The organism is Streptomyces mutomycini, from assembly GCF_001700505.1.
Taxonomy (GTDB): Bacteria; Actinomycetota; Actinomycetes; order Streptomycetales; family Streptomycetaceae; genus Streptomyces; species Streptomyces mutomycini.
Genome location: NZ_MAPV01000054.1, coordinates 1 through 26342, shown reverse-complemented (window position 1 = coordinate 26342; position 26342 = coordinate 1). Strand labels below are relative to the sequence as shown.

General features: G+C 70.9%; 24 protein-coding genes. 10 read left to right on the top strand and 14 right to left on the bottom strand.

The genetic code is table 11. The features are described 5' to 3' along the window. The first annotated feature begins 61 nt into the window (after positions 1-61). A complete protein-coding gene (recQ, locus tag BFF76_RS08535) occupies positions 62-2053 on the top strand; it encodes a DNA helicase RecQ (RefSeq protein WP_065847855.1) in 1992 nt (663 codons plus the stop codon). Between the two features lie 28 nt (positions 2054-2081). Here the strand turns inward: recQ and BFF76_RS08530 are convergent, their stop codons facing one another. From BFF76_RS08530 to BFF76_RS08515, 4 genes are all read right to left on the bottom strand, one after another. Next, positions 2082-2690 (bottom strand): Uma2 family endonuclease, encoded by a 609-nt coding sequence (locus BFF76_RS08530; RefSeq protein WP_031093044.1) that lies wholly within the window; start codon positions 2688-2690, stop codon positions 2082-2084. A gap of 160 nt (positions 2691-2850) precedes the next feature. Then, positions 2851-4080, bottom strand: a complete 1230-nt coding sequence (gene fahA, locus BFF76_RS08525; protein ID WP_065847853.1) for a fumarylacetoacetase — start codon at positions 4078-4080, stop codon at positions 2851-2853. Positions 4081-4190: 110 nt separating this feature from the next. Beyond that, positions 4191-6185 carry a CocE/NonD family hydrolase gene (locus BFF76_RS08520; protein WP_031093040.1) on the bottom strand — a complete coding sequence of 665 codons (1995 nt, stop codon included), beginning with the start codon at positions 6183-6185 and terminating at the stop codon, positions 4191-4193. A gap of 9 nt (positions 6186-6194) precedes the next feature. Continuing rightward, positions 6195-7694: a peptide MFS transporter gene (locus BFF76_RS08515; protein ID WP_053930552.1), complete on the bottom strand. Its 1500-nt coding sequence runs from the start codon at positions 7692-7694 to the stop codon at positions 6195-6197. A gap of 156 nt (positions 7695-7850) precedes the next feature. Between BFF76_RS08515 and BFF76_RS08510 the strand changes: the two genes are divergently transcribed. The 5 genes from BFF76_RS08510 (at position 7851) to BFF76_RS08490 (ending at position 13195) form a co-directional block, all read left to right on the top strand. Next, positions 7851-8861 (top strand): polyprenyl synthetase family protein, encoded by a 1011-nt coding sequence (locus BFF76_RS08510; protein ID WP_031093033.1) that lies wholly within the window; start codon positions 7851-7853, stop codon positions 8859-8861. Positions 8862-9126: 265 nt separating this feature from the next. Further along, the gene (locus BFF76_RS08505; protein WP_031093031.1) at positions 9127-10365 is read left to right on the top strand and encodes a LolA family protein; all 1239 of its coding nucleotides are present in this window, start codon (positions 9127-9129) and stop codon (positions 10363-10365) included. 131 nt (positions 10366-10496) lie between these two features. Beyond that, on the top strand, positions 10497-11489 hold the full coding sequence (locus tag BFF76_RS08500; RefSeq protein ID WP_031093029.1) for an ABC transporter ATP-binding protein: 993 nt from the start codon (positions 10497-10499) through the stop codon (positions 11487-11489). Continuing rightward, positions 11476-12363 carry an ABC transporter permease gene (locus BFF76_RS08495; protein ID WP_031093027.1) on the top strand — a complete coding sequence of 296 codons (888 nt, stop codon included), beginning with the start codon at positions 11476-11478 and terminating at the stop codon, positions 12361-12363. Before BFF76_RS08500 ends, BFF76_RS08495 begins: the two co-directional genes overlap by 14 nt. A gap of 199 nt (positions 12364-12562) precedes the next feature. Next, positions 12563-13195, top strand: coding sequence for a TetR/AcrR family transcriptional regulator (locus BFF76_RS08490; protein WP_053930550.1), 633 nt, complete (start codon positions 12563-12565; stop codon positions 13193-13195). Positions 13196-13242: 47 nt separating this feature from the next. Here BFF76_RS08490 and BFF76_RS08485 read toward each other — a convergent pair whose 3' ends face one another. From BFF76_RS08485 to BFF76_RS08465, 5 genes are all read right to left on the bottom strand, one after another. Then, a complete protein-coding gene (locus BFF76_RS08485; RefSeq protein ID WP_031093022.1) occupies positions 13243-14052 on the bottom strand; it encodes an HAD-IIB family hydrolase in 810 nt (269 codons plus the stop codon). Between the two features lie 66 nt (positions 14053-14118). Then, positions 14119-14568 (bottom strand): VOC family protein, encoded by a 450-nt coding sequence (locus tag BFF76_RS08480; protein ID WP_031093021.1) that lies wholly within the window; start codon positions 14566-14568, stop codon positions 14119-14121. Positions 14569-14664: 96 nt separating this feature from the next. Next, on the bottom strand, positions 14665-15114 hold the full coding sequence (locus BFF76_RS08475) for a hypothetical protein (protein ID WP_053930549.1): 450 nt from the start codon (positions 15112-15114) through the stop codon (positions 14665-14667). Positions 15115-15246: 132 nt separating this feature from the next. Next, positions 15247-16239, bottom strand: a complete 993-nt coding sequence (gene rarD, locus BFF76_RS08470; protein WP_053930548.1) for an EamA family transporter RarD — start codon at positions 16237-16239, stop codon at positions 15247-15249. Between the two features lie 115 nt (positions 16240-16354). Beyond that, on the bottom strand, positions 16355-17215 hold the full coding sequence (locus BFF76_RS08465) for an SDR family oxidoreductase (RefSeq protein ID WP_053930547.1): 861 nt from the start codon (positions 17213-17215) through the stop codon (positions 16355-16357). A 129-nt stretch (positions 17216-17344) separates the two neighbouring features. Here BFF76_RS08465 and BFF76_RS08460 point away from each other — a divergent pair, with 129 nt between their 5' ends. Continuing rightward, entirely contained in the window at positions 17345-17752 is a 408-nt protein-coding gene (locus tag BFF76_RS08460) for a winged helix-turn-helix transcriptional regulator (protein ID WP_031093016.1), read from the top strand. A 7-nt stretch (positions 17753-17759) separates the two neighbouring features. Here BFF76_RS08460 and BFF76_RS08455 read toward each other — a convergent pair whose 3' ends face one another. The 5 genes from BFF76_RS08455 to BFF76_RS08435 all read right to left on the bottom strand — a co-directional run bounded on the left by BFF76_RS08455 (position 17760) and on the right by BFF76_RS08435 (position 24611). Further along, positions 17760-18818 carry a 2-oxoacid:ferredoxin oxidoreductase subunit beta gene (locus tag BFF76_RS08455; RefSeq protein ID WP_031093014.1) on the bottom strand — a complete coding sequence of 353 codons (1059 nt, stop codon included), beginning with the start codon at positions 18816-18818 and terminating at the stop codon, positions 17760-17762. Further along, a complete protein-coding gene (locus BFF76_RS08450) occupies positions 18811-20757 on the bottom strand; it encodes a 2-oxoacid:acceptor oxidoreductase subunit alpha (RefSeq protein WP_031093011.1) in 1947 nt (648 codons plus the stop codon). Before BFF76_RS08450 ends, BFF76_RS08455 begins: the two co-directional genes overlap by 8 nt. A 273-nt stretch (positions 20758-21030) precedes the next feature. After that, complete coding sequence (locus BFF76_RS08445) at positions 21031-21690, bottom strand: response regulator transcription factor (protein WP_031093009.1); 660 nt, start codon at positions 21688-21690, stop codon at positions 21031-21033. Between the two features lie 205 nt (positions 21691-21895). Then, positions 21896-23248 (bottom strand): sensor histidine kinase, encoded by a 1353-nt coding sequence (locus BFF76_RS08440; RefSeq protein WP_065847851.1) that lies wholly within the window; start codon positions 23246-23248, stop codon positions 21896-21898. A 163-nt stretch (positions 23249-23411) separates the two neighbouring features. After that, positions 23412-24611, bottom strand: coding sequence for a sensor histidine kinase (locus tag BFF76_RS08435; RefSeq protein ID WP_065847849.1), 1200 nt, complete (start codon positions 24609-24611; stop codon positions 23412-23414). Between the two features lie 191 nt (positions 24612-24802). On the opposite strand from BFF76_RS08435, the gene BFF76_RS08430 reads away from it, so the two are divergent. The 3 genes from BFF76_RS08430 to BFF76_RS08420 all read left to right on the top strand — a co-directional run. Then, complete coding sequence (locus BFF76_RS08430; RefSeq protein WP_053930253.1) at positions 24803-25204, top strand: NADH-quinone oxidoreductase subunit A; 402 nt, start codon at positions 24803-24805, stop codon at positions 25202-25204. Next, complete coding sequence (locus tag BFF76_RS08425) at positions 25195-25830, top strand: NADH-quinone oxidoreductase subunit B (protein WP_065847847.1); 636 nt, start codon at positions 25195-25197, stop codon at positions 25828-25830. Before BFF76_RS08430 ends, BFF76_RS08425 begins: the two co-directional genes overlap by 10 nt. Then, positions 25827-26342, top strand: a 516-nt coding sequence (locus BFF76_RS08420; protein ID WP_141695578.1) for an NADH-quinone oxidoreductase subunit C, incomplete at its 3' end; no start/stop codon positions are given. The genes BFF76_RS08425 and BFF76_RS08420, both read left to right, overlap by 4 nt.

Sequence of the window (26342 nt, the reverse complement as noted above, 5' to 3'; positions counted from 1 at the left end):
TTGTCGTAGGCGGCGCCTATGGTTGCCGGTGACGGGTGAAGACGGACGGACGGGCGCGACCATGAGTGTGACGACCGAGAGCGCTGCGCAGCAGACGCTGCACCGGGTGTTCGGGTACGAGGCGTTCCGCGGCGAGCAGGGCGCGGTGATCGAGCACGTCGTCGAGGGCGGCGACGCGGTTGTGCTCATGCCCACCGGCGGCGGCAAGTCCCTCTGCTACCAGATCCCCGCCCTGGTCAGGCAGGGGACCGGCATCGTGATCTCCCCGCTGATCGCGCTCATGCAGGACCAGGTGGACGCCCTGCGGGCGCTCGGTGTCCGCGCGGGCTTCATGAACTCCACGCAGGACTTCGACGAGCGCCGCTCGATGGAGGCCCAGTTCGTCGCAGGTGAGCTCGACGTGCTGTATCTGGCCCCCGAGCGGCTGCGCCTCGATTCGACGCTTTCCCTGCTGGCCCGCGGCGAGATCTCCGTCTTCGCCATCGACGAGGCGCACTGCGTCGCCCAGTGGGGCCACGACTTCCGCCCCGACTACCTGGCCCTGTCCGTCCTGGGCGAGCGCTGGCCCGACGTACCGCGCATCGCGCTGACGGCCACGGCGACCGACGCCACGCACCGGGAGATCACCCAGCGGCTGGGCATGCCCGACGCCAGGCACTTCGTGGCCGGCTTCGACCGGCCGAACATCCAGTACCGCATCGTGCCGAAGGCCGACCCGAAGAAGCAGCTGCTCACCTTCCTCAAGGAGGAGCACGCGGGCGACGCGGGCATCGTCTACTGCCTCTCGCGCAATTCGGTGGAGAAGACCGCCGAGTACCTCTGCCGCAACGGCATCGAGGCCGTGCCCTACCACGCGGGCCTGGACGCCGGGACCCGCGCCGCACACCAGGCGCGGTTCCTGCGCGAGGAGGGCCTGGTCGTCGTCGCGACCATCGCCTTCGGCATGGGCATCGACAAGCCCGACGTGCGCTTCGTCGCCCACCTCGACCTGCCCAAGTCCGTCGAGGGCTACTACCAGGAGACCGGCCGCGCGGGACGCGACGGGGCGCCCTCCACGGCCTGGATGGCGTACGGACTCCAGGACGTCGTCCAGCAGCGCAAGCTGATCCAGGGCGGCGAGGGCGACGAGGCATTCCGCCGCCGGGCCGCCTCGCACCTCGACTCGATGCTGGCGCTCTGCGAGACCGTCCGGTGCCGTCGCGCCCAGCTCCTGACGTACTTCGGCCAGGAGCCCGCCGAGAAGTCCTGCGGCAACTGCGACACCTGCCTCACCCCGCCCGAGACCTGGGACGGCACGGTGGCCGCCCAGAAACTGCTGTCCACCATCGTCCGGCTGAAGCGGGAGCGTAACCAGAAGTTCGGGGCCGGCCAGATCATCGACATCCTGCTGGGCCGCAAGACGGCGAAGACCATCCAGTTCGACCATGACCAGCTCTCGGTCTTCGGTATCGGCGAGGAGCTCGCCGAGGCGGAGTGGCGCGGTGTGGCGCGCCAGTTGCTGGCCCAGGGGCTGCTGGCCGTGGAGGGCGAGTACGGCACGCTGGTGCTGACCGAGGAGAGCGGCTCCGTGCTCGGCCGGGAGCGGGAGGTCCTGCTCCGCAAGGAGCCGAAGCGGCCCACGACCCGCTCCGGCGGGACGGGCGAGCACAAGGCCAAGCCGGCGGCGGCCGTGGCCGACCTCCCGGCGGAGGCGGTCCCGGTCTTCGAGGCGCTGCGCGCCTGGCGCGGCGCCCAGGCCAAGGAGCTGGGCCTCCCCGCGTACGTGATCTTCCACGACGCGACCCTGCGGGAGATCGCCACCCTGCGCCCGGGTTCCCTGGCGGAGCTGGGCGGGGTCAGCGGACTCGGCGAGAAGAAGCTGGCGACGTACGGCGAGGGGGTGCTGGAGGTGCTGGCGGGACTGGGGGACGCGGACCCGTCGGCGGCTCCCCAGGCCGAAGCGGCCCCGGCAGACGCTTCCCGGGCGGATGCGGCCCCCGCGCCGGCCCAGCCCGCCGTCCGGGCCGCGGATCCGGAGTTCGGCTGGGACGAGGAGCCGCCCGAATACGAGTGAGCCGGGCGGCAGGAACGCCGGGGCGGACCTATCGCGGGCCCGCCGCCCGGCGGCGGGACACGATCGCGTTCAGATCGAGATCGACGGGAAAGGGTGTGGAGACCTTCATCCGGTCGTGGAAGATCCCGGTGGAGGTGTAGGCGCCGGTCGCGGGCTCCAACTCGAACGCGTACACGACTGCCCGGCCGTCCTTGTTCTCCACCCGCCAGTAGTGCGGGATCCTTGCCCGCGCGTACTTGACGGGCTTGGTCTCCCGGTCACGGGTGACGGACTCGTCGGACACGACCTCGACAGCCAGCAGCACACTGCTCGCGGGGAACCGTGTCTGCCGCAGACTCTCGACCGCGTCCGCGCGCACGACGACGACGTCGGGTTCGGGCCGGTTCTGGAAGTCGATGTCGATGGTGAACTCCCGGATGGCCTCCAGCTCAGGCGGTGCCAGCGACTGCAATTGCCAGTTGAAGAAGTCGACCGCCCGTGTATGGAACAACGTCTGCGGACTCACGAAAACCAGACTCCCGTCGATCAGCTCCGTGTGCGGAGGCAGATTCGGGAGTGTGTCCAGGTCATCGGCGGTCCAGCCGCCCGCGGGCGGGACCGCCCACCTCGGCTCGGGGGCCTCGGGTTCGATGCTCATCAGTGCTCCCATACGAAGGAGTCTCGCGGGTCCGTCCAGCGTATCCGCCCACAACCTGATCAAGCCCACCCGCACGTGTGCGCGACCGACGCGCCGTTGACCACCATCCGGCCGCGCTCCCCGAGCGGTCGTTCCTCAGGGAGCGTCGGCGCGGGGTTCTTCACGACGAGGCGGTGATCCGGCCGGTGACCTCGCCGAGCCCGACCCGCGTCCCGTGCGGGCCCGGTGCCCACGCGGTCAGGGTGACGGTGTCGCCGTCCTCCAGGAACGTCCTCTTGCCCTCCGTCAGGTCCAGGGGATCGCGGCCGTTCCACGTGAGTTCCAGCAGGGAGCCGCGCTGCCCCGGTTCCGCACCGCTGACCGTGCCGGAGCCGTACAGGTCTCCCGTGCGCAGCGAGGCGCCGTTCACGGTCATCTGCGCCAGCTGCTGGGCCGCCGTCCAGTACATGGAGGCGAACGGCGGTTCGGAGACGGTCTGTCCGTTGATCTCGACCGAGATCCGGATGTCGAAGCCGCCCGGCTCCTCGTCGTCCGCGTCCTCCAGATACGGGAGGAGCTCGAAGTCCCGGGCGGGAGGCTCCGTGCGGGCCGCGTCCAGGGCCTCCAGCGGGGTGACCCACGCCGACACGGAGGTGGCGAAGGACTTGCCGAGGAACGGGCCCAGCGGCACGTACTCCCAGGCCTGGATGTCCCGCGCCGACCAGTCGTTGAGGAGGGACAGGCCGAAGACGTGCTCACGGAAGTCGCCGAGAGGGACGGGGGACCCCTGAGCCGACGGCACGCCCACCACGAAGCCGACCTCGGCCTCGATGTCCAGCTTCACCGAGGGCCCGAAGACGGGGGCGGGGTCGGCCGGCGCCTTGCGCTGCCCGGAGGGGCGCACCACGTCCGTGCCGGAGACGACGACCGTGCCCGCCCGTCCGTGGTAACCGATCGGCAGATGCTTCCAGTTGGGGGTGAGGGCCGCCCCGTCCGGACGGAAGATCCTCCCCACGTTGGTGGCGTGGTGCTCGCTGGCGTAGAAGTCGACGTAGTCCGCCACCTCGTACGCCAGGTGCAGGGTCACGGAGTCGAGCGGGTACAGCAGCGGTTCCAGGGCCGGGCGGTGGGACGGGACCGTCACCCACGCCGTCAGTGCCCGCCGCACGTCCCGCCACGCGGTCCGCCCCGCCGCCAGCAGCGGCATCAGGCTCGGCTGCGCCAGCAGTCTGGCGTACGGCGAGCCCAGCGCGTGGGCCGCCGCTCCGGCATCCAGCACGTGTTTGCCCACACGGACTCCGACCCTTCTGTCATCGGGGTGTCCGGGGATGGAGAACACACCGTACGGAAGGTTGTGCGGACCGAAGGGATCGCCTTCGGCCAGGTCGAGCGGGCTGCTCTGCTCGGGCATCTGTCGCTGCCCCTTTCCAGTCGCTTGGGGAACACGTTACGTCGGCGTCGCCGGTCGGCGGCAGTGCCTCAAGTAGGCGTAATGCCCGGAAAGTTACGTGATAACCCTGCTCAGCCCGCTGTCCGGGGGATTCGTTTCTCCCAGGTCCGGTGGAAGACGATCTCGTCGCCGTCCTTGCACACGACCTCGTCGGACGTGATGAAGTCGTCCGCGTCCGCGCTCAGCTCCGAGCGCGTCTCGACCCGTACGTCCCAGGACATCTCCGGCCGGTGCAGCCGGATCGTCCAGTCCGAACGGGCCCTGGCCGACAGCGGGTCGTCCTGCTGGATCGTGTACGACTCCAGAGCGTCCTCGGTGAACTCCAGCCCGTCCGGGTAGACCCGGGTGCCGCCGTAGCGCGGATCGACCTCCAGACGCCATTCGCCCTTGGCGACGTCGCGGACCACCAGGCGCTCCGGCCGTTGCTCGTCGAGCGTGGCCGGGTGGACGACGCCGAGCGGTGCCGCCTGCTCCGGTTCGCCGAAGGTGATCGCCGGGTCCTCGGTGTGCCGGCGCACCGGGAGTTCGACGAGGCTGCCCTCCGCCTCCAGCGTGAAGCCCGCCGAACCGGCCTGGGGCCAGATCCACGGCCAGTACGAGGAGGAGACGGCGAGCCTGATCCGGTGGCCGGGCGGGAAGGTGTGCCCGATGCTGTTCAGCTCGAAGGTCACGTACTCGGTCTCCCCGACGGGCCAGTCCTCCGTGCGGTCGCGCCCGTGACGGGTGGCGAGGTTGAGGGCGCCGCGGGTCACGAGGGTGGAGGCCCCGTCCGGGGCCACGTCGCAGAGCCGGGCGACCGCCTGGCCGCGCGGTACGTCCATCCGGACCAGGAGCGTCACCCGGGGGCGGCCGAGGATCTCGACGGGGGCGTCCTGGACGGGGAACTCGAAGCACACCGATTTGGCGTCCTCGTCCCGCTGGTCGGGCGGCAGGTCGGCGTCGTTGCCGAACGGGAAGAAGCGGCCCGCGTCCAGCCCGGTCTGCTGCGGTGAGCGGACGGTCTGCGGTCCGCCCTCCAGGCCGTACGTCACCGGAGCGACGTTCTCGGAGGGCCAGCTCGCGTCGCCGACCCAGCGGCCCGGCAGTGTTTTGTAGACCGTGGCGGGGCGGTGCGAGCCGCTGATCCAGGACCGCAGCAGGGGCTCGTTCATCACCCCGGTGTCCTCGTCCTTGAGGTGCTGGTCCCACCAGCGCAGCGTCTCCTGGAGGAAGCCGATCGCGGGTCCCGGGGGAAGCCCGCGGTCCGGGTACTGGTGCGACCAGGGGCCGATCAGCCCGCGCACCTGCCCGGGGTCCAGGTGCTCGACGAGCCTCAGGACGGTGTCGCGGTACGGGTCGTGCCAGCCGCCCACCGCCAGGACCTTCGCCCGGATCGCCCCGTAGTCCTCGCAGACGCTGCCGTGCTTCCAGTAGTCGTCGCGGGTCTGGTGGGCCAGCCACGTGTGGATGAACGGCTCGACCTTCTCCAGCCGCCGCAGCCACATGTCCCGCCAGTCGTCGCCGACGTCCGCCGGGTCCGGGGGCCGGGAGACGAAGGCCAGCATGGTGGAGGCCCAGGCGTGCATGTCCACACCGAGGACGGAGCCGCCCATGTAGTGGACGTCGTTGTCGTAGCGGTCGTCGGCCGAGCACACGGTGACGACCGCCTTCAGGGGCTCCGGCGCGAGCGCGGCGATCTGGAGCGAGTTGAAGCCGCCCCAGGAGATGCCGAACATGCCGACCCGTCCCGAGCACCACTCCTGCTGGGCCAGCCAGTGCACGACGGCGACACCGTCGGCGAGTTCCGTCGCGTCGTACTCGTCACCCGGCATGCCCTCGCTGTTGCCGTGCCCGCGCACGTCGACGCGCACGGAGGCGTAGCCGTGGCCCGCGTACCAGGGATGACGCTGCCAGTCGCGCGGCGCCGTCCAGTCGCTGAGCCGGTAGGGCAGGTACTCCAGCAGCGCCGGCACCGGTTCGTCGGTGACCGGCCGCCAGATCCTGGTGTACAGCTGGGTGCCGTCCTCGAGGGGGATGTAGAGGTCCTCGTGGGTGGTCTCGTACGGGAAATCGGTGCGGATGTGCATGGCTGTACCTCAGTGGACGGGGTGCATGGTGCGCCTGAGCCAGGGAGCGGCGGCGACGACGGCCACACCGGCCGCCACCGCGATGGCGCCATTGACACCGAAGTAGGCGGGGGTGGAGACCTCGCCGTAGAGCTTCACGATCTGTGCCTGGATGCCGTTGGCGAGGGCCAGCGACAGGAACCACAGGGCCATCGTCTGGCTGGCGAAGGCCTTGGGGGCGAGCTTCGTCGTGGCGGACATGCCGGAGGTCTCCAGCAGGATGTCGCCGAGGCCGAGCAGCAGATAGGAACCGACGATCCACCAGGCGGCCATCTCGTACGTGTCGTCGGTGTGACCCGAGGTCGGGACGGCCATCAGGAGGAAGGACAGACCGCCGAGGATCACCCCGATCGCGATCTTGTTGGAGGCGTGCGGCTGGCGCGGCCCCATCCGGGCCCAGACGGCGGCCACGACGGGCGCCAGCGCCACCTCGAAGGCGCCGAGCGCGGAGGCGTACCAGCTCGCGGGGAAGTGGAAGCCGAAGATCTCCGTGCGGGCGTTCGTCGAGGCGAGCAGCATCATCGTGGAGTACGCCTGGAAGAGGATGAAGTTGAAGACGACGGAGGCCAGGAACAGCACGACGTACGGCCGGAGCCTGCCGCGCTCCTCCGGGGTGACCCGGGGGCTCCTGAACATCACGGCGAAGTACACGACGGGCGCGATCACCGAGACGAGGGTGAGCACGTCGACGAACCGGTCCATCGTGAGCCAGCCGGCCAGCACCAGGGCCGTCGCCACCAGGGCGGCCACCACGACACCGGCCACGATCGTCAGCACGGCCCGGCGCATCGGGCCGGGCGCGAGGGCGTACTCCGCCGTGTGCTTTCGCCCGGCCAGGTGACGCCGGCCCGCGACGTACTGGATCAGGCCGAGCGTCATGCCGACCGCGGCGGCCGAGAACCCCCAGTGCCAGCCCGCGTGCTCGCCGAGCCATCCGGTGACCAGCGGTCCGGCGAAGGCGCCGATGTTGATGCCCATGTAGTACAGCGCGAAGCCGGCGTCGCGGCGCTGGTCCTCCGTGCGGTAGAGCTTGCCGACCATCGAGGCGACGTTGGGTTTGAGCAGGCCCGTGCCCGCGCTGATCAGGCCGAGACCCACCCAGGTCATGGTGGCCGTCGGCACGGCCATCGCGTAGTGGCCGCAGGCGATGAGGATGCCGCCGTACAGGACGGCACGGTAGGAGCCGAGGATGCGGTCGGCCAGCCAGCCGCCGGCGACGGACACGAGATAGACGAGGGTGCCGTAGGCGGCGGACACCGATGCGGCGGTGCCCGGGTCCATGCCCATGCCGCCGTCGGAGACCGTGTCGGCGAAGAAGAGGACCAGGATGGCCTGCATCCCGAGGAACGAGAAACGCTCCCAGACCTCCAGCCCGGACAGGGTCATCAGGCCCCGTGGCTGGCCGAAGAAGGCGTGATCGTCTTCGGGCGCGGGCGGGGCCGGTCCGGTACCGGTCGCGGCGTGGGACAAAACGACAACTCCTGATCGTATGAGCTGATGCCGAACATACCGGCGGTGGCGGGAAGGCGCCCACGGTGATCCAAAGGGGACCGGATACGCTGAGTTGATTGAGGACAGCGACACATCGACATTCCGTGTGATCGTCAGCAGACAGGAGATCCCCTCGTGACCGTCGTCGGGCCGTTCGGACTGAGCGTGCGGGACCAGGCTCTTGAGGCCGATGTCCAGGCCGGTTTGGCCGCCGTCGAGGCGGGGCTGCTGGCTGCCACCAAGAGCGAGGTCCCGTTCATCACGGAGGCCGCGCAGCACCTCGTCAGCGCGGGTGGCAAGCGCTTCCGGCCGCTCCTGGTGATGCTCGCTTCCCAGTTCGGAGACCCTGACGCGCCGGGCGTGGTCCCCGCAGCCGTGGTCGTCGAACTGACGCACCTGGCGACGCTGTACCACGACGACGTGATGGACGAGGCGGACGTGCGCCGGGGGGTGGACAGCGCCAACACCCGCTGGGGCAACTCCGTCGCCGTCCTGACGGGCGACTTCCTCTTCGCCCGCGCGTCGCACATCCTGGCCGACCTCGGGCCGGAGGCCGTCCGTATCCAGGCGGAGGCCTTCGAACGCCTGGTCACCGGTCAGATCCTGGAGACCGCGGGCCCGCGCGACGGCCGCGACCCCGTCGACCACTACATGGACGTCCTCGGCGGCAAGACCGGCTCGCTGGTCGCCGTGTCCGGCCGGTTCGGCGCCCTGATGGCGGGGGCCGACGAGTCGGTCGTCGACATCCTGACCCAGTACGGCGAGCGTCTCGGCATCGCCTTCCAGCTCGCCGACGACGTCCTGGACATCGCCTCCGACTCCCACGAGTCGGGCAAGACGCCCGGTACCGACCTGCGTGAGGGCATCCCCACCCTGCCGGTCCTCCACCTGCGCGCGCGGGCGGCGGCCGAGGGGCGTCCGGAGGACACGGCGCTCGTGGAGCTGCTGGACGGCGACCTCGGTGACGACGCCAGGCTCGCGGAGGCGCTGCGCGGGCTGCGCGCCCACCCGGCGCTCGAACAGGCACGGCGCGACACCGTGCGCTACGCCGAGGAGGCACGCGCCGTGCTGGCGCCACTGCCCGAGTGCTACGCGAAGGCCGCGCTCGAAGAACTGTGCGACGCCGTGGTCCACCGCGCCGGCTGACCCTGCCGCGCAGGCCGCGCCCGCCCGCCGTGGCCCCCGGTCGGCCCACAGGTGCCCGGCCAACCCCTAAGGGCTCGGCAGGGTCGTTCGGCACCGGGGTCATCCCGTAGAGGTACGCACACTTGCTCCCGGGGGCTGACGCTTGACCTCGCCCGATTTGGTCAGATGGAGAACAACCACTCCTGACCACATCGGGTGAGAATGGCGGCGGGGAGTGGACGAGTGCAACGGGATGGCAGCCGCCGACCACGGAGGTAGAGCACACATGGCACCGAACGACAGCGCAGAGACCAACGGCGAGGCCACGGGCACTGTCGTGGGCCGTCGGAAGGCGGCGCGCTACATCGTCCCGTTCGCGGTGGCGGGAGTGGCGGCGGCGACGATCGGGCTCGTCCCGGCGCTCGCGGACTCCGGCGACCCGGAGCTGCCGGACATCACGGCGCAGGAACTCATCGAGAAGATCGCCGCGTCGGACGAGGAGCAGCTCTCCGGCACGGTGAAGGTCAGCACCGACCTCGGCATCCCGTCGCTCGGCGGGCTGGCGGGCTCGTTCGCACCGGGCGGCGGGCAGGGGGAGTCGACCGCGTCCCCCGATGCCAAGCTGATGGAGCTCGCCTCCGGGACGCACACCCTCCGGATCGCGGCCGACGGTCCCGACAAGCAGCGCCTGTCGATCCTCGGAGAGGGCTCGGAGTACAGCCTCGTCCACAACGGGGACGACATCTGGGGCTACGACAGCGAGAGCAACGAGGTCTACCACGCCGAGTCCGACGGGAACGAGCGTGGCGGCAAGGCCGGTGAGCGCAAGGCGCCGAAGGGGGTGCCCGCGACTCCCAAGGACCTCGCCGAGGAGGTGCTCGCCGCCGCCGGTGACACCACGTCCGTCACCGTCGACGGCACGTCGCAGGTGGCGGGGCGCGACGCCTACAAGCTCCTGATCAAGCCGAAGCAGTCCGGTTCGACGATCGGCTCCGTCACGGTGGCGGTCGACGCCTCGACCGGCGTACCGCTGAAGTTCACGCTGGCCCCGAGCAGTGGCGGCAAGGCCGCGGTCGACGCCGGCTTCACGTCGGTCGACTTCGCGAAGCCCGACGCCTCATCCTTCGCCTTCACCCCGCCCGAGGGCGCGAAGGTCACCGAGGCCGACGAGCTGAAGGCCGAGGCGGAGAAGGCGGGCACGGCGGACAAGGCGCACAAGGCGCACAAGGACCTGGGCTCGCTGGAGGACTTCAAGGGCCTCAACGTCATCGGTGAGGGCTGGAACGCCGTCGCCGCGGTCGAGGTCCCGGGCGGGGCGGGGATGCCCACCCAGGGCTCCGGCGACGTTCCCGCGCAGGCGCGGCAGTTCCTGGACGCGCTCGGCGACAAGGTCAGCGGTGACTTCGGCTCGGGCACGGTCTTCAAGACGCGCCTGGTCAACGCGCTGCTGACGGACGACGGCAAGGTCTACGTCGGCGCGGTCACCGAGGACACGCTGGTGAAGGCGGCCGACGCCGCCGAGTAGGACGCACCCCTGTAGGCCCCGCCCCGTCGTACGCTCCGTACGGCGGGGCGGCTCGGTCCGTGAGGCGGGGCGCCAGGCACGGGGCGCCGGACGCGGGCGCCGGACACGGCGGGACAGGACCGGGAGTGCGCATGACCGACACAGCGGCCGAGGCGGGGGAGACCGAGGCGGAGACGGGGCCGGTGCCCGGCAGTGTGATCGAGACCCGTGGGCTCACCAAACGCTACCGGGGCGGGCAGTTGGCCGTCGACGGACTCGACCTCGCCGTCCCCGCCGGAAGCGTCTTCGGCTTCCTCGGGCCCAACGGCTCGGGCAAGACCACCACGATCCGGATGCTCATGGGGCTCATCGCCCCGACCTCCGGCACCGCGCACGTCCTGGGTTGCCGTATGCCGGCCGCCTCCCGCACGGTGCTTCCGCAGGTCGGCGCGCTCATCGAAGGGCCCGCGCTGTACCCGTTCCTGACGGGCCGCGGCAATCTCGTACGGTTCGACTCCGCCGACCCGGCGGCCGATCCGCGCACCCGGCGCGCACGCGTGGAGAACGCCCTGGACCGGGTCGGGCTCGCCGCCGCGGCCGGAAAGAAGGCCAGGACGTACTCACTCGGGATGAAGCAGCGCCTCGGGCTGGCCGCGGCCCTCCTCCAGCCGCGCGGACTGCTCGTGCTGGACGAACCGACCAACGGCCTCGATCCGCAGGGCATGCGTGAGATCCGCTCACTGGTCCGTGACCTGGCGGCGGAGGGCACCACCGTCTTCCTCTCCTCCCACCTGCTCGACGAGATCGAACAGGTATGCACACACGCGGCGGTGATGGCCCGCGGCAGGCTCCTCGTCCAGGGGCCGGTCGCAGAACTCGCCGCGGGGGCCCGCGGCCGGCTCGCCGTCACCACCCCCGACCCGGGCGACGCCGCCCGCATCCTGGCTGAGCACGGGGCGACGGGCCTCGTGACCGAAGGGGACCGGGTGAGCGCCGACGCGCCGCCGGGCGGGACGGAGCCGGCGGACCTCAACGCCGCCCTCGTGCGCGGCGGTGTCCGCGTACGCGCCTTCGGCATCGAACGGGCCTCGCTCGAGGACGCCTTCGTCGCACTCACCGGAGAGGGATTCGATGTCGCAGGCTGAACTCACGGCGGTCCCCGCGCCACGCACCGCGCCGCGCGCTCTGTGGGCGTTCGGAATCCTCCGCTCCGAACTGGCCACCACCCTGCGCCGGTGGCGCACCCTCGCCCTGCTCGGTGTGCTGGCGGCCGTGCCCGTCCTCATCGGGATCGCCGTCCGGATCGAGACCGGCGACGGCTCGCGGGGCGGGCCCGACGGCGGGGGAGGCCCGGCCTTCCTCTCCCAGGTCACCAACAACGGGCTGTTCCTGGTCTTCGCGGCGCTCTCCGCGACGCTCCCCGTCTTCCTCCCGATGGCCGTCGGCGTCGTCGCGGGGGACTCCGTCGCGGGCGAGGCGAGCGGCGGCACCCTGCGCTACCTGCTGGTCGCGCCGGCGGGCCGCACCCGGCTGCTGCTCGTGAAGTACGCGTCAGTGCTGGTGTTCTGCCTGGTCGCCACCCTCGTCGTGGCGGCGTCGGCACTCGCGGCCGGGGCGCTGCTCTTCCCGGTCGGGGAGGTCACGACGATCTCCGGGACCCGGATCGGCTTCGGTGAAGGACTGCTGCGGGCCGGGCTGATCGCGGTCGCCGTGGCGGTGTCCCTCACCGGTTTCGCGGCGCTGGGCCTCTTCATCTCGACACTCACCGACAGCGGGGTCGCGGCCATGGCGGCCACGGTCGGGGTGCTGATCACCGCGCAGATCCTGGATACGATGCCCCAGCTCGAAGGGATCCACCCGTATCTCTTCCCGCACTACTGGATGTCCTTCACGGACCTGCTGCGCGACCCGGTCCACTGGGACGAGCTGACCAGGAATCTGGGTCTGCAGGCGCTGTACGCGGCGGTGTTCGGCTCCGCGGCCTGGGCGCGCTTCACGACGAAGGACGTCAGCGTCTGAGTGAGGGACGGCACAGGCCGTTCGTACCGTCGGCCGGTCGAGCCGTCCCCCGATCGGCTCGTCGCGGCACGAACGGCACGAACGGTGTGCTCCACGGAACGTCACGACACGGTACGTTCCGTTTCCAGCCTGGTTATTGTTCGACTTTTGGCGACGACCTGTCAATAAGCGGTGGGCGGAATCCCCCTATGCTCACCGAATGATCACATCGCCGAGTTCCGTGCGTCGCAGCGAGAGGTCACGACGGGCGACGCTGGACGCCGCCCTGGAGCTGTGCACGGAGAAGGGGTACGGCCGGGTCACCGTCGAGGCCATCGCTGCGCGCGCCGGGGTGAGCAAGAAGACGATCTACCGGTGGTGGCCCTCGAAGGGCGCGGTGATGCTGGAGGCGTTCGCCGAGGCGTTCGTCGGCGCCACACCGTTCGTCGACACCGGTGACATCGCGGCCGATCTGCGGACGCACATCAACGCCGCGGTGAGGGTGGTCTCCACTCCGCCCTACGGCCCGGCGTACGCCGGGATCCTGTCGGAGATGCACCACGACGACGACCTCGCGCGGGCGGTCCTGGAGCAGCTGGTCGGCCCCCGTGTCGAGGCCGCCGTGGGGCGCCTGCGCCGCGCCCAGGAACAGGGGCAGGTCCCGGCGGGAGCAGACCTGCCGCTCGCGGTGGAGATGCTCTACGGCCCGGTCTACTACCGCCATGTGCTGCGCAGGCCGGCCCAGGACGAGGCGACGGTCGCCGCGCTCGTGTCCCATGTCCTGCGGTCCCTCGTCACGGGCGACGACGCCGCTCCGGCAGGAACCCGGGACGACGCTCCCGCCCAGGGCTGAGGTGCGTGCCTGCCGGAGGCTTCTCCGGCCGCCAGGTCCGTGCGTTCTCAGGTGAAGAGCCGGTCGAGGACCACCGCGACGCCGTCGTCCTCGTTCGAGAGGGTGATCTCGTCGGCCGCCGCCCGCAGCTCGGCGTGCGCGCCGGCCATCGCCACCCGGTGGCCCGCGAGGCGGAACATCGGCAGGTCGTTGGGCATGTCTCCGAACGCCACGGCCCCGGAGAGGTCCCGCTCCAGCAGGGCGGCGGCCAGGGAGACCCCGGTGCCCTTGTCCACGCCGTACGGCGCCAGCTCCACCGTTCCCGGGCCCGCCATCGTGACGGACGCCAGATCGCCCACCGCCCCGCGGGCGGCCGCGGCCAGTTCGTCGTCCGTCAGCTCGGGGTGGCGTATGAGGACCTTGATGACCGGCTCCGCCCACAGGTCCGAGCGGCGCCCGGCCCGCTGTGCGGGGAGTGAGGGGTGCGGCATGCGGTAACCCGGCTCGATCAGCGTCCTGCCGTCGGTGCCGTCCTGGTCGACGGCCGCGAACACCTGCCCCACCTCGGCCTCGATCTTGCCGAGCGCGGTGTCGGCCAGGTCCCGGTCCAGCGTCACCGAGTTCAGCATCCGGGCCGACCCGGCGTCGTACACCTGCGCCCCCTGCCCGCAGACCGCGAGGCCGTCGTAACCGAGGTCCGCGAGCAGGGCGCGTATGCCGGGCACCGGGCGGCCCGTGACGATCAGGTGCTGCGCGCCGGCCGACGCGGCGCGGGCGAGAGCGGCGCGGGAGCGGGGGCTCACGGTGTCGTCGGAACGCAGCAGCGTGCCGTCCAGATCCGTGGCGACGAGGGTGTATGCGGCGGGTGGCGTGAACATGAGGTCAGCCTAGAGAGATCGCCGTCCGGCCGTACGTCGCTGAGCTGCGAGGACGGGCGGCTCCGGTCACTGCACGCAGAATTCGTTGCCCTCCGGGTCCAGGAGCACGTGCCACGACCCGCCGGGTTCCTCGACACTCCGCAGCACACCCGCGCCCAGCCCCACCAGCCGTTCCACCTCGGCCTCGCGCTGTCCGGGGGCCGAGTGGACGTCCACGTGGAGGCGGTTCTTCACCGTCTTGGGCTCCGGCACGCGCTGGAAGAGCAGCCGGCGCCCGAGCCCGGTCCCGCTCTTCTCCTCGTACGGGTCGTCCGGATGCCGCACCGCGGCGAGATCACGCCAGGCGCGGCGGCCGTGCGGCTCGACCGTGGCGTCCTCGGTCACCACTCCCACCTCGAGCAGCTCCTCGATCAGGGGGCTGTTGTCCTCGACGAGGTAGCCGAGGGCCTCGGCCCAGAAGTCGGCCTGGGCATGCGGATCGCCGGCATCGATGACGAGCTTCCAGTGCAGTGTCATGGACACCGTTCTTAGTGGTTCCCCGACGGGTGCGGCAATGGGCGCGCCGGAACCGGGGCGCTTATTCTCCGCACGCAGCGCAGAGGTGTCCGGACCTCAGCGCGGCGGGCAGGCCGGGCAGGCATGGCCGCCGAACGCTCCGAGCAGCTCTCCGGCCGCCGCGCGCACCGCCGGGTCGCCGTCCCCGGCCAGCCGCTCGGCCGTCGCCAGGCCGGCCAGGACGGCCAGATGCGCGTCCCTGGTCCACTCCGGGTGGTGGGCGTGACCGTGGGCGAGGATCGTCCCGAGCAGTGCGAGCACCCCCACGCGGTCCTTCACGGTCTCCATGGAGGCCAGTTCCCACAGGAAGGGCACCGTGGCGGCCGTCGCGTCGAACACGGCCATGGCGGCGATCCACTGCCCCAGGTCGCTCAGTGCGTCGTCGGCCGACTCGCTGTCGCCCCAGGCGATCCGCGACAGCATCCCGGGGACCTGGGAAGCGGAGCCCTGGGCATGGCGCAGCTCATGCCACCGCACGTGCCTCATGTCCTTCAGGATCGTCCCCATCCGGGCACTCAATCAGCCTTTGCGGGTGCCGTCCACCATGTCTGCCCCCCTACTCGGCGGTCCGGCTCGCGCTCTGTCCCGCGCGCGTCCGGGCGCCGCCGCGCGGCGGCGGCTGACCCGGGGACGGCCGGGTCACTTCCTCACCACGGGGGCGTCCACGTCCGGTGCGCAAGCGGAGGCTGTCGCGTTGGGGGCCGCGGCCTCCGCGGCCCGTACGGCCAGACGCAGGGCCTCGGCCCTGGTGCGTCGTGCCGTCCGCAGGGCGTCCCAGGTCAGCAGCATCAGCGCCACCCAGACCAGGGCGAAGCCGGCCCATCGCTCGGGGGGCATCGCCTCATGGAAGTACAGGATGCCGAGGGCGAACTGGAAGACCGGTGCCAGATACTGCAGCAGGCCCAGGACGGACAGCGGGACCCGGATCGCCGCGGCGCCGAAACAGACGAGCGGGACCGCGGTGACGAGCCCTGTCGCGGCGAGAAGCGCCCCGTGCCCCGCACCCTCGGCGAAGAACGTCGCGTCGCCGCTCACCCCGAGCCACAGCAGGAAGCCGAGCGCGGGCAGGAACAGCACGGCGGTCTCGGCGGCCAGGGACTCCAGTCCGCCCATGTTGACCTTCTTCTTCAGCAGGCCGTACGCCGCGAACGAGAACGCCAGCGCCAGCGAGACCCACGGCGGCTGCCCGTATCCGATGGCCAGCACGAGCACGGCGGCGAAGCCGGTCGCCACGGCCGTCCACTGCACCGGCCTCAGCCGCTCACCGAGCAGCAGGACGCCCATGGCGATCGTGACCAGGGGATTGATGAAGTAGCCGAGTGACGCCTCGACGACGTGGCCGTTGTTGACGGACCAGATGTAGAGACCCCAGTTGACCGAGATCACGGTCGCGGCCGTCGCGATCAGTCCCAGGCGCCGTGGCCGGCGCAGCAGCTCGCCGATCCACGCCCAGCGGCGCAGGAACAGCAGGGCGATGCCGACGACACCCAGGGACCACACCATCCGGTGAGCGAGGATCTCCACCGCTCCCGACGGTTCCAGCAGCGGCCAGAAGAGGGGTACGAGGCCCCACATCCCGTACGCGCCGATGCCGTACAGCAGACCTGCCCGCTGCTCGTTCTTCCCCTTCACGGGCCCTCCCGGCGCTCCTGGGTCGGCGACGGGCCGACTGCACGACGGTAGCGCCGGGAGGGCCTCCGTGTCATTGCCGTCTCACGGAAACGGTAGTGACAGTGCGGGGCGTCCCTCAGGCGGCGGCCACCGCGGCGGAGACCGTCACGGAAGCCGGGGTCGTCGGCCGCCCGATCAGACGGGCCAGGTCACCGCTCGTCCCGGCGAGCAGGCCGCGCCCGATCGCCTCGTCCACGTCGACGAGGATCTCGGCGAACGGTGCCGGCACCCCGGCGCCGACGAGGATCTCCTGGTGCACGGCGGCGGGTACCTCCGTGTAGGTGATCTCCCTGCCGGTCGCGGCGGCCACCATGGCGGCGTACTCCGCCAGCGACCAGGCGACGTCGCCGCTCAGCTCGTAAGCCGCGCCGAGGTGCCCCTCGCCCGTCAGCACGGTGGCGGCCGCGTCGGCGTAGTCGGCCCGGGTGGCGGAGGCGACCCGCCCGTCGCCCGCGTTCGCGACGACGGCGCCGTGCTCCAGGACGGGGCCGAGGTTCGCCGTGTAGTTCTCGGTGTACCAGCCGTTGCGCAGGAAGGTGTACGGGACTCCGGAGTCGAGGATCAGCTGCTCGGTCGCCTTGTGCTCGGCTGCCAGCAGGAAGTCGGCGTCGGGGCCGCCGAGCACGCCGGTGTACGCGAGCTGCGCGACGCCCGCGGCCTTCGCCGCATCGATCACCGCGGTGTGCTGCGCGACGCGCTTCCCGACCTCGCTGCCGGAGATCAACAGCACCCGGTCGCCGGACCGGAAGGCTCCGGCGAGGGTCTCGGGGCGGTCGTAGTCGGCGATACGGATCTCGACACCCCGGGCGGCGAGGGCGGCGGCCTTCTCCTTGTCGCGGACGACGGCGGCGACGGACCGGGCCGGGACCGTGGCGAGCAGGCGCTCGACGACGAGGCGGCCGAGTTCGCCGGTTGCTCCGGTGACGACGATGCTCATGTGTTTCCTCCTGTGTGCCGGGCCGGGGCGCCAGGCGGGTGCGCCGATCCTCGGTTGCGGACTCTTGGCACTCACCTTAGGACGGGCGCTTTCTAAAAGAAAGTACCCACTTTGAAGTAAGGTACTGGTATGAACGTAAGCCCGGTAGGAGTCCCGAGCGTCAACCAGCCGATGTGCCCGTCCCGGCTGGTCCTGGAACACGTCACCAGCCGCTGGGGTGTGCTGGTGCTCGCCGCGCTGCTGGAGCGTTCGTACCGCTTCAGCGAACTGCGCCGCACCGTGGGCGGGGTCAGCGAGAAGATGCTGACGCAGACCCTCCGGACGCTGGAGCGGGACGGCTTCGTGCGCCGGGACGCCGAGCCCGTGATCCCGCCGAGGGTGGACTACGCGCTCACACCGCTCGGGAGGGAGGCCGCCGAGCAGGTCTGGGGCCTGGCCCGGTGGACGGAGCGGCGGCTGGAGGACGTGGAGCGTGCCCGCGAGACGTACGACGGGGCCCGGAGCCGGTCGGCTCCGGGCCCCGGTGGACAGGGGTGACGGCGGATCAGCCGACCACGGTCCACGTGTCGTTGCCGCTCAGCAGGGTGCTGAGATCGCCCTTGCCGTGCTGCTCGATCGCGGTGTCGAGCTGGTCGGACATGAGCGCGTCGTAGACGGGGCGCTCCACGCTGCGCAGGACGCCGATGGGCGTGTGGTGCAGGGTGTCGGCGTCTGCCAGCCTGGACAGCGCGAACGCGGTCGTGGGGCTGGGATTGTGTGCGTCGTGGACGAGGATCCGCGACTTGTTCTCCTCGGTGACCGCGACGACGCTCAGGTCACCCGTGAGGGCGTCGCGGACGACACCCTTGGAACCCTCGGCCCCGAAGAGGATCTGCTTGCCGTGTTCGAGACGGATGACCGCCTCCTCGGCCCGCTCCCTGTCCTTGAGGACCTCGAAGGCGCCGTCGTTGAAGATGTTGCAGTTCTGGTAGATCTCCACCAGTGCGGTGCCCGGGTGGTCGGCGGCCGCGCGCAGCACGCTCGTGAGGTGCTTCCGGTCGGAGTCGACCGTCCGCGCCACGAACGTCGCCTCCGCGCCCAGGGCGAGGGAGACCGGGTTGAAGGGGGCGTCGAGCGACCCCATCGGCGTCGACTTGGTGATCTTGCCGACCTCGGAGGTGGGGCTGTACTGCCCCTTGGTGAGCCCGTAGATCCGGTTGTTGAACAGCAGGATCTTGAGGTTCACGTTGCGGCGCAGGGCGTGGATGAGGTGGTTCCCGCCGATGGACAGCGCGTCACCGTCGCCGGTGACGACCCAGACGGACAGGTCGCGGCGGGAGGTGGCCAGGCCCGTCGCGATGGAGGGGGCGCGGCCGTGGATGGAGTGCATCCCGTAGGTGTTCATGTAGTACGGGAAGCGGGACGAGCAGCCGATGCCGGAGACGAACGTGATGTTCTCCCTGGCCAGCCCCAGTTCGGGCATGAAGCCCTGCACGGCCGCGAGGACCGCGTAGTCGCCGCAGCCCGGGCACCAGCGCACCTCCTGGTCGGACTTGAAGTCCTTCATGGACTGCTTGCCCTCGGCCTTGGGGACCAGCTGGAGGAGTTCGTTGGCGTCAGGCATCAATGGCCTCCTTGAGGGCTGTGGCGAGCTGCTCGGCCTTGAAGGGCATCCCGTTGACCTGGGTGTAACTCTGCGCGTCCACGAGGTACTTGGCCCTCAGCAGCAGGGAGAGCTGCCCGAGGTTCATCTCCGGGACGACGACCTTGTCGTAACCCCGCAGCACCTCACCGAGATTCCGCGGGAACGGGTTGAGGTGGCGCAGATGGGCCTGCGCGATGGTCTCGCCCGCCGCGCGGAGCCGGCGCACCGCCGCCGTGATCGGCCCGTACGTCGAACCCCAGCCCAGCACCAGGGTCGTCGCGCCTGCCGGGTCGTCGACCTCCAGGCCGGGGACCTCGATGCCGTCGATCTTGGCCTGACGGGTGCGGACCATGAAGTCGTGGTTGGCCGGATCGTAGGAGATGTTCCCCGAGCCGTCCTGCTTCTCGATCCCGCCGATCCGGTGCTCCAGGCCCGGGGTGCCCGGCACGGCCCAGGGGCGGGCCAGGGTCTCCGGGTCCCGCTTGTAGGGCCAGAACACCTCGGTTCCGTCGGCGAGTTCGTGGTTCGGCCCGGTCGCGAACTGCGTCCGCAGGTCGGGGAGACCGTCGACCTCGGGGATCCGCCACGGCTCGGAGCCGTTCGCCAGATAACCGTCCGAGAGCAGGAACACCGGAGTCCGGTAGGTCAGCGCGATCCGGGCGGCCTCCAGCGCCGCGTCGAAACAGTCCGCCGGGGTCCTCGGTGCCACGATCGGTACCGGTGCCTCGCCGTTGCGCCCGTACATGGCCTGAAGTAGATCGGCCTGCTCCGTCTTGGTCGGCAGACCGGTGGAGGGGCCGCCGCGCTGGATGTCGATGATCAGCAGCGGCAGCTCCAGCGAAACCGCCAGACCGATCGTCTCCGACTTCAGCGCCACACCCGGGCCCGACGTGGTCGTCACACCCAGGGACCCGCCGAACGACGCGCCGAGCGCCGCCCCGATCCCGGCGATCTCGTCCTCCGCCTGGAACGTCCGTACGCCGAAGTTCTTGTGCTTGCTGAGTTCGTGCAGGATGTCGGATGCCGGAGTGATCGGATAAGAGCCCAGATAGACCGGCAGATCCGCCTGCCGGCCCGCCGCGATCAGCCCGTAGGACAATGCCAGGTTCCCCGAGATATTGCGGTACGTGCCCGTGGGGAAGGCCTGCGACGCCGGTGCGACCTCGTACGAGACCGCGAAGTCCTCGGTCGTCTCACCGAAATTCCAGCCCGCGCGGAACGCCGCCACATTCGCCTCGGCGATGGTCGGCTTCTTCGCGAACTTCGACCGGAGGAATTCCTCCGTCCCCTCGGTCGGCCGGTTGTACATCCATGACAACAGCCCGAGCGCGAACATGTTCTTCGATCGCTCGGCCTCCTTACGGGAAAGCCCGAACTCCTTCAAGGCCTCGATCGTCAAGGTGGTCAACGGCACCGGATGCACGTTGAACGCCTCGAGCGAACCGTCCTCGAGAGGGGATTCGGCGTAACCGACTTTCGCCATCGGGCGCTTCGTGAACTCATCCGTGTTCACGATGATGTCGGCCCCGCGCGGCACGTCTGCGATATTCGCCTTCAGCGCGGCGGGATTCATCGCGACCAGCACATTCGGCGCGTCGCCGGGTGTCAGGATGTCGTGGTCCGCGAAATGCAGCTGGAACGACGACACACCCGGCAGCGTCCCGGCGGGCGCCCGGATCTCGGCCGGGAAGTTCGGCAGCGTCGACAGGTCGTTCCCGAAGGACGCCGTCTCGGACGTGAACCGGTCACCCGTCAACTGCATGCCGTCACCCGAGTCACCCGCGAAACGGATGATCACCCGGTCCAGACGGCGGATTTCCTTATCGGTGGCACCCGTACGATCAATGCGCGGGGCTCGCTGCTCCCCGACGACAGTCTCATCGGACTTTCCGGCTGGGCTACTGACCTGGCTGGTCACTGAACTGGACCTCCCTCGGGGCGGCGGCTCGGGACCGGCCGACCCGCCGGCGGTCCAGGCCCCACCCTACTTCTGTAAGGGTCGCCTTCCTTGGACCGGTCATATGGTGGACGCGTTTTTGGACACGAGTGCGCCATCCATTGCCATGTGTTCCGGCCCTCGCGGTCACTGGATGAACGGCCCCCGTCCGATTCCGTCCTTTCGCCGCATACCGGGGGTTTCGGCTCACCGTTGGTTGATCATCCAGTTGGTCGCGAGTAGATCATCTCTTCGTCACGAGTTCAGATATGTGAGAACGGCGAGAACGCGCCGGTGATCCCCGTCACTGGGTGACAGGCCGAGTTTCAGGAAGATGTTGCTGATGTGCTTCTCCACGGCTCCGTCGCTGACGACCAACTGCCGGGCGACGGCCGAATTCGTACGCCCCTCCGCCATCAGGCCGAGGACCTCGCGCTCACGCGGCGTGAGCCCCGCCAGCACGTCCTGCTTGCGGCTGCGGCCCAGCAGCTGTGCCACGACCTCGGGGTCCAGGGCGGTCCCGCCCCGCGCCACGCGCACCACGGCGTCCACGAACTCCCTGACCTCGGCCACGCGGTCCTTCAGGAGATAGCCCACCCCGCGGCTGCTGCCGGCCAGCAGCTCGGTGGCGTACTGCTCCTCGACGTACTGCGAGAGCACCAGCACACCGATGTCCGGATAGTCCTTGCGCAGCCGCACCGCCGCCCGCACGCCCTCGTCGGTGTGCGTCGGTGGCATCCGCACGTCGGCCACCACCACGTCCGGCAGTGCGTCCTGCCCGTCGAGGTCGGCCACCGTCTTGATCAGCGCCTCGGCGTCCCCGACCCCCGCGACGACGTCGTGGCCGAGATCGGTCAGCAGCCGGGTGAGTCCCTCCCGGAGCAGCACCGAATCCTCGGCGATGACGACCCGCACTCTTTCCTTCACGACCTTGCGTCCCCCACTGTCGTTCCCCTGCGTACGCCGTTGTGAGCGCCGCCTGTGTGCCCAGCATTCCAGCATCGGCGCCCGGACGGGCCGTAACGCCGGCGGTTCCGGGACCGCCGGACGCGCCGCTGTGCCCCGGCCGCCGTGAGGGCGGCCGGGGCACAGGTTTTGGTCCGTGCGCGGAGGCGGAGCCTCAGCCCCGCCAGGGCAGTTCGGCCGTGACCGTGGTCGGGCCGCCGGCGGGGGAGTCGACGACGAGGACACCGTCCACCGCGTCCAGCCGCTCCGTCAGCCCGGCCAGACCGCTGCCCGTCGCCACCCCGGCTCCGCCGCGCCCGTCGTCCGTGACCTGGAGCATCAGCCGGTCCGCCGCCCGCCACACGTCGACCGAGGCACGGGTGGCCCGGGCGTGCTTGCTGACGTTCTGGAGGAGTTCGGAGACGGTGAAGTAGGCGATGCCCTCGATGGCCTGCGCCGGGCGGTCCACCAGGTCCACGGTCACGGTCACGGGGACGGTGCAGCGGGAGGCGATGGCGGAGAGTGCGGCGTCGAGGCCGCGGTCGGTGAGGACGGCGGGGTGGATGCCGCGGGCGAGGTCGCGTAGTTCCTGGAGGGCGACCTTGACCTCGCCGTGGGCCTCGTCGACCATGCGGGCCGCTGCTTCGGGGTCGTCGGTGAGCTTCTCCTTCGCCAGCCCCAGATCCATGGCGAGGGCGACGAGGCGGGCCTGTGCGCCGTCGTGGAGGTCGCGTTCGATGCGGCGCAGGTCCGCTGCGGCGGTGTCCACGACCACACCCCGGTCCGACTCCAGCTCCGAGACCCTGGTCGCCAGCCGGGAGGGGCCGAGCAGACCCAGGACCATCACCCGGTCCACGGACACCAGGCCCCGGATGATCCACGGTGTGACCAGGACGAGGGCCAGGCCGAACGCGCTGGTGACCGCCATCTCGAAGGGGGAGTCGAGGTAGACCTGGTGCGTCCTGTCGCCGTACAGCTGGATGCCGTCGACACCCGCGTACGCAGGGAAGACCCAGCGCCACAGCGGATAGGTGAACGCGGCCCAGCCGTACGCCCAGAACGTCACCGCGACGGTGAACGCGAACGTCGCCCACGGCATGTGCAGCACCGCGTAGAGAAGGTGCCGCCAGGACACCCCGCTCTTCAGCACCGCTCCGACCCAGGACATCAGGCCGCCCTGCCCGCGCACCGGCGCGGGGTCCGCCACGTCCAGCCGGAGCAGCCCGCGCGCCCGGCCCCGCTCGACGGCACCGAAACCGCGGCACATCACCAGGCCGGCGGCGAGTATCGGAACGCCGAGGAAGGTGATCAGCATGCCCAGGCCCAGCGACACCATGGTCACCGCGAAGCAGAACAGCACCACGCTGATCGGCAGGCTCAGGAGCACATAGGCCAGCTCGCGCCAAGCACGCGCCTCGAAGGGCGCGCGCAGCGCCGCGGGCAGGAGGTGCTTCGCCGGGGGGTAGCCCTCCGCCCCGGTGGCGGGGCCGTGGTGGTCCCGCGTGTCCGGTCCGTATGCCGTGGCCATCAGTGGCTTCCGTCCGTTTCTTCCGAGCGGGGGCTTCCCGCGGGCCGGTACAAGGGCCGATGTCTCAAGACTGCTGTGCCGGGGGCGCCGCCGCCATGGGGACCGTTTCCGTATCCGGCAGGGGGTTCTCCCCACCATGCGAGGGCGCCGCCCGGTGAACGGTTCACGCCGCACCGACCGGCTTGGCCGCGGTGCCCGCCCGGTCGCGCCACGGCAGCTCCGCGGTGACCGTGGTGGGGCCGCCCTCGGGGGAGTCCAGGACGAACAGCCCGTCGACCGCCCCCAGCCGCTCCGCCAGCCCGGACATGCCTGTACCGCCGTCGAGCCGGGCACCGCCCCTGCCGTCGTCCGTGACCTGGAGCATCAGCCGGTCGCCGGACCGCCACACACCGACCGACGCCGCGCCGGCACGGCTGTGCTTGCTGACGTTCTGGAGGAGTTCGGAGACGGTGAAGTAGGCGATGCCCTCGATGGCCTGCGCCGGGCGGTCCACCAGGTCCACGGTCACGGTCACGGGGACGGTGCAGCGGGAGGCGATGGCGGAGAGTGCGGCGTCGAGGCCGCGGTCGGTGAGGACGGCGGGGTGGATGCCGCGGGCGAGGTCGCGTAGTTCCTGGAGGGCGACCTTGACCTCGCCGTGGGCCTCGTCGACCATGCGGGCCGCTGCTTCGGGGTCGTCGGTGAGCTTCTCCTTCGCCAGCCCCAGGCCCATGGCGAGGGCGACGAGGCGGGCCTGTGCGCCGTCGTGGAGGTCGCGTTCGATGCGGCGCAGGTCCGCTGCGGCGGTGTCCACGACCACACCCCGGTCCGACTCCAGCTCCGAGATCCTGCGCTCCAGCTCGTCGGACGGCGACAGCAGCGCACGCGCCATCGCCCGGTCCGCGTTCGTCAGCCCGCGCGCGAGGTACGGGAGTACGGGCCACAGGACGAACAGGCTCACCAGCGTCACGGCGAACGTCGCCACGCCCCACGGCAGCCGGATGAACGAGTACAGCAACGCCCGCCAGCCCACCGGGTCCTTCAGCCCCGCCCACAGCCAGGAGAAGAACCCCTCTTCGCCGCGGCTCCGCGCCATCGGGCTCGGCTCCTCGATCCGCACCCCGAGCATGCCCCGGGCCCGGCCGCGCTCGGCCCGGCCGAGACCGCGCGCGCCCTGCAGTCCCAGCACGAGCAGCGGCAGCCCGATCACGGTGACGGAAAGCCCGGCACCCACGCCGATCAGGAACACGGTGTACACGAACCCGGCGATCGCCATCGGCAGATTGGCCAGGAGATACGCGATCTCCTTCCACGTCCACCGGTCGAAGGCGAATCGCGCGGGCGGCGGCCGGTCGTTGTCCGGCAGGGAGGGGCTCATGGTCATACGACCAGCGTGCCGGGCCGGGGCCTCCCACGCCATGGGGTTCGTGGGTGGGGCCGAGTAGGGATAACCCCACCTCGCCGCGCACCTCCCGCTCCACCCGTTGTGCGACGGGGCTGCTTACCGTCCTTTAACAGGGCCTAGACTCCCGTGCGTACAGACCGTCGAACAGGTTGAGGGAGCGAGGGACGGACGTGGCGGACGTGCCGGGACCGACCGTGCTCGCGTCGGACTACTTCCAGAGCTACTCAGTGGTCGGACTGCTCGCCCTGGTGGGTGTGCTGTTCGTCGCCGTCGCCTTCGGGGCCGGCCGGCTGCTGAGGCCCGTGGTCCCGACGCCGGAGAAACTCCTGACGTACGAGTGCGGCGTGGACCCCGTGGGGGAGGGCTGGGCCCACACCCAGGTCCGCTACTACGTGTACGCCTTCCTGTACGTGATCTTCGCCGTCGACTCCATCTTCCTGTTCCCGTGGGCGACCGTGTTCGCGGCCCCGGGATACGGGGCGACGACGCTGGTGGAGATGTTCATCTTCCTCGGTTTCCTGGCCGTGGGACTGCTCTACGCATGGAAGAAGGGCGTCCTCGAATGGGCGTGACGAGCCGGCCGAACCCCGAACCCTCCGTTTCGCTGCCCGATCCGACGCTGCTGCCGGAGCCCAAGAGGCTCGGCGTGCTGTCCCGGCTCGCGCCCGAGCCGATGAAGGTGGTCCTCAACTGGGGCCGCCGCTACAGCCTCTGGGTCTTCAACTTCGGACTCGCCTGCTGCGCCATCGAATTCATCGCCGCGTCCATGGCACGGCACGACTTCATCCGGCTCGGCGTCATCCCGTTCGCGCCCGGCCCCCGGCAGGCCGACCTGATGGTCGTGTCCGGCACGGTGACGGACAAGATGGCCCCGGCCGTGAAGCGGCTCTACGAGCAGATGCCGGAACCGAAGTACGTCATCTCCTTCGGCGCCTGCTCCAACTGCGGCGGGCCGTACTGGGATTCGTACTCCGTCACCAAGGGCGTCGACCAGATCATCCCCGTCGACGTCTATGTGCCCGGCTGCCCGCCCCGGCCCGAGGCGCTGCTCCAGGGCATCCTCAAGCTCCAGGAGAAGATCGCCCGCGAATCGCTCGCAGAGCGGTACGCCACCGAGGACGCGCCGCGCCCCTCGGCCGCCGCCCTGCGCAGCGGTCTCGTCGCAGCACCGGAGTCGCCGGGGGAGGAGCGGACGTGACCGCCTCGGAGATCTACGACGGGCTGCCCGACACCGTCACCGACGTCTTCGGCCCCGACGCCACCGCCGCGTACGCCTACGACCTGCTGACGGTCGACGTCCCCGCCGCATCCTGGACCGCGGCCCTGGAGACGGCCCGCGACGAGCTGGGCTGCACCTACTTCGACTGGCTGAGCGCCGTCGACGAACCGGGCACCGGCTTCCGCGTGTGCGCCCATGTCGTGGCCCTCGGCGCCGGCACGGTACGGCGGCTGCTGGTCCGTACGACGGTCCCGCACGACGCGGCCGCCCTGCCCACCGCCGTCGGCGTCTACGCGGGCGCGGCGTGGCACGAGCGCGAGACGTACGAGATGTTCGGCATCGCCTTCGAGGACCATCCGCACCTGGTCCCGCTGCTGCTTCCGGAGAGCTTCGAGGGGCATCCGCTGCGCAAGGACTTCGTCCTGGCGGCCCGCGTGGCCAAGGCCTGGCCGGGGGCGAAGGAGCCCGGCGAGTCCGAGCACGGCGGGCCC

Coding starts and splice junctions, on each gene's coding strand:
- BFF76_RS08460 (WP_031093016.1), top strand. CDS start 17,345: ATGAACGTAAGCCCGGTAGGAGTCCCGAGCGTCAACCAGCCGATGTGC.
- BFF76_RS08425 (WP_065847847.1), top strand. CDS start 25,195: ATGGGCGTGACGAGCCGGCCGAACCCCGAACCCTCCGTTTCGCTGCCC.
- BFF76_RS08490 (WP_053930550.1), top strand. CDS start 12,563: ATGATCACATCGCCGAGTTCCGTGCGTCGCAGCGAGAGGTCACGACGG.
- BFF76_RS08465 (WP_053930547.1), bottom strand. CDS start 17,215: ATGAGCATCGTCGTCACCGGAGCAACCGGCGAACTCGGCCGCCTCGTC.
- recQ (WP_065847855.1), top strand. CDS start 62: ATGAGTGTGACGACCGAGAGCGCTGCGCAGCAGACGCTGCACCGGGTG.
- BFF76_RS08480 (WP_031093021.1), bottom strand. CDS start 14,568: ATGACACTGCACTGGAAGCTCGTCATCGATGCCGGCGATCCGCATGCC.
- BFF76_RS08485 (WP_031093022.1), bottom strand. CDS start 14,052: ATGTTCACGCCACCCGCCGCATACACCCTCGTCGCCACGGATCTGGAC.
- BFF76_RS08435 (WP_065847849.1), bottom strand. CDS start 24,611: ATGACCATGAGCCCCTCCCTGCCGGACAACGACCGGCCGCCGCCCGCG.
- BFF76_RS08455 (WP_031093014.1), bottom strand. CDS start 18,818: ATGCCTGACGCCAACGAACTCCTCCAGCTGGTCCCCAAGGCCGAGGGC.
- BFF76_RS08475 (WP_053930549.1), bottom strand. CDS start 15,114: ATGGGGACGATCCTGAAGGACATGAGGCACGTGCGGTGGCATGAGCTG.
- BFF76_RS08440 (WP_065847851.1), bottom strand. CDS start 23,248: ATGGCCACGGCATACGGACCGGACACGCGGGACCACCACGGCCCCGCC.
- BFF76_RS08500 (WP_031093029.1), top strand. CDS start 10,497: ATGACCGACACAGCGGCCGAGGCGGGGGAGACCGAGGCGGAGACGGGG.
- BFF76_RS08505 (WP_031093031.1), top strand. CDS start 9,127: ATGGCACCGAACGACAGCGCAGAGACCAACGGCGAGGCCACGGGCACT.
- BFF76_RS08495 (WP_031093027.1), top strand. CDS start 11,476: ATGTCGCAGGCTGAACTCACGGCGGTCCCCGCGCCACGCACCGCGCCG.
- fahA (WP_065847853.1), bottom strand. CDS start 4,080: ATGCCCGAGCAGAGCAGCCCGCTCGACCTGGCCGAAGGCGATCCCTTC.
- BFF76_RS08530 (WP_031093044.1), bottom strand. CDS start 2,690: ATGAGCATCGAACCCGAGGCCCCCGAGCCGAGGTGGGCGGTCCCGCCC.
- BFF76_RS08520 (WP_031093040.1), bottom strand. CDS start 6,185: ATGCACATCCGCACCGATTTCCCGTACGAGACCACCCACGAGGACCTC.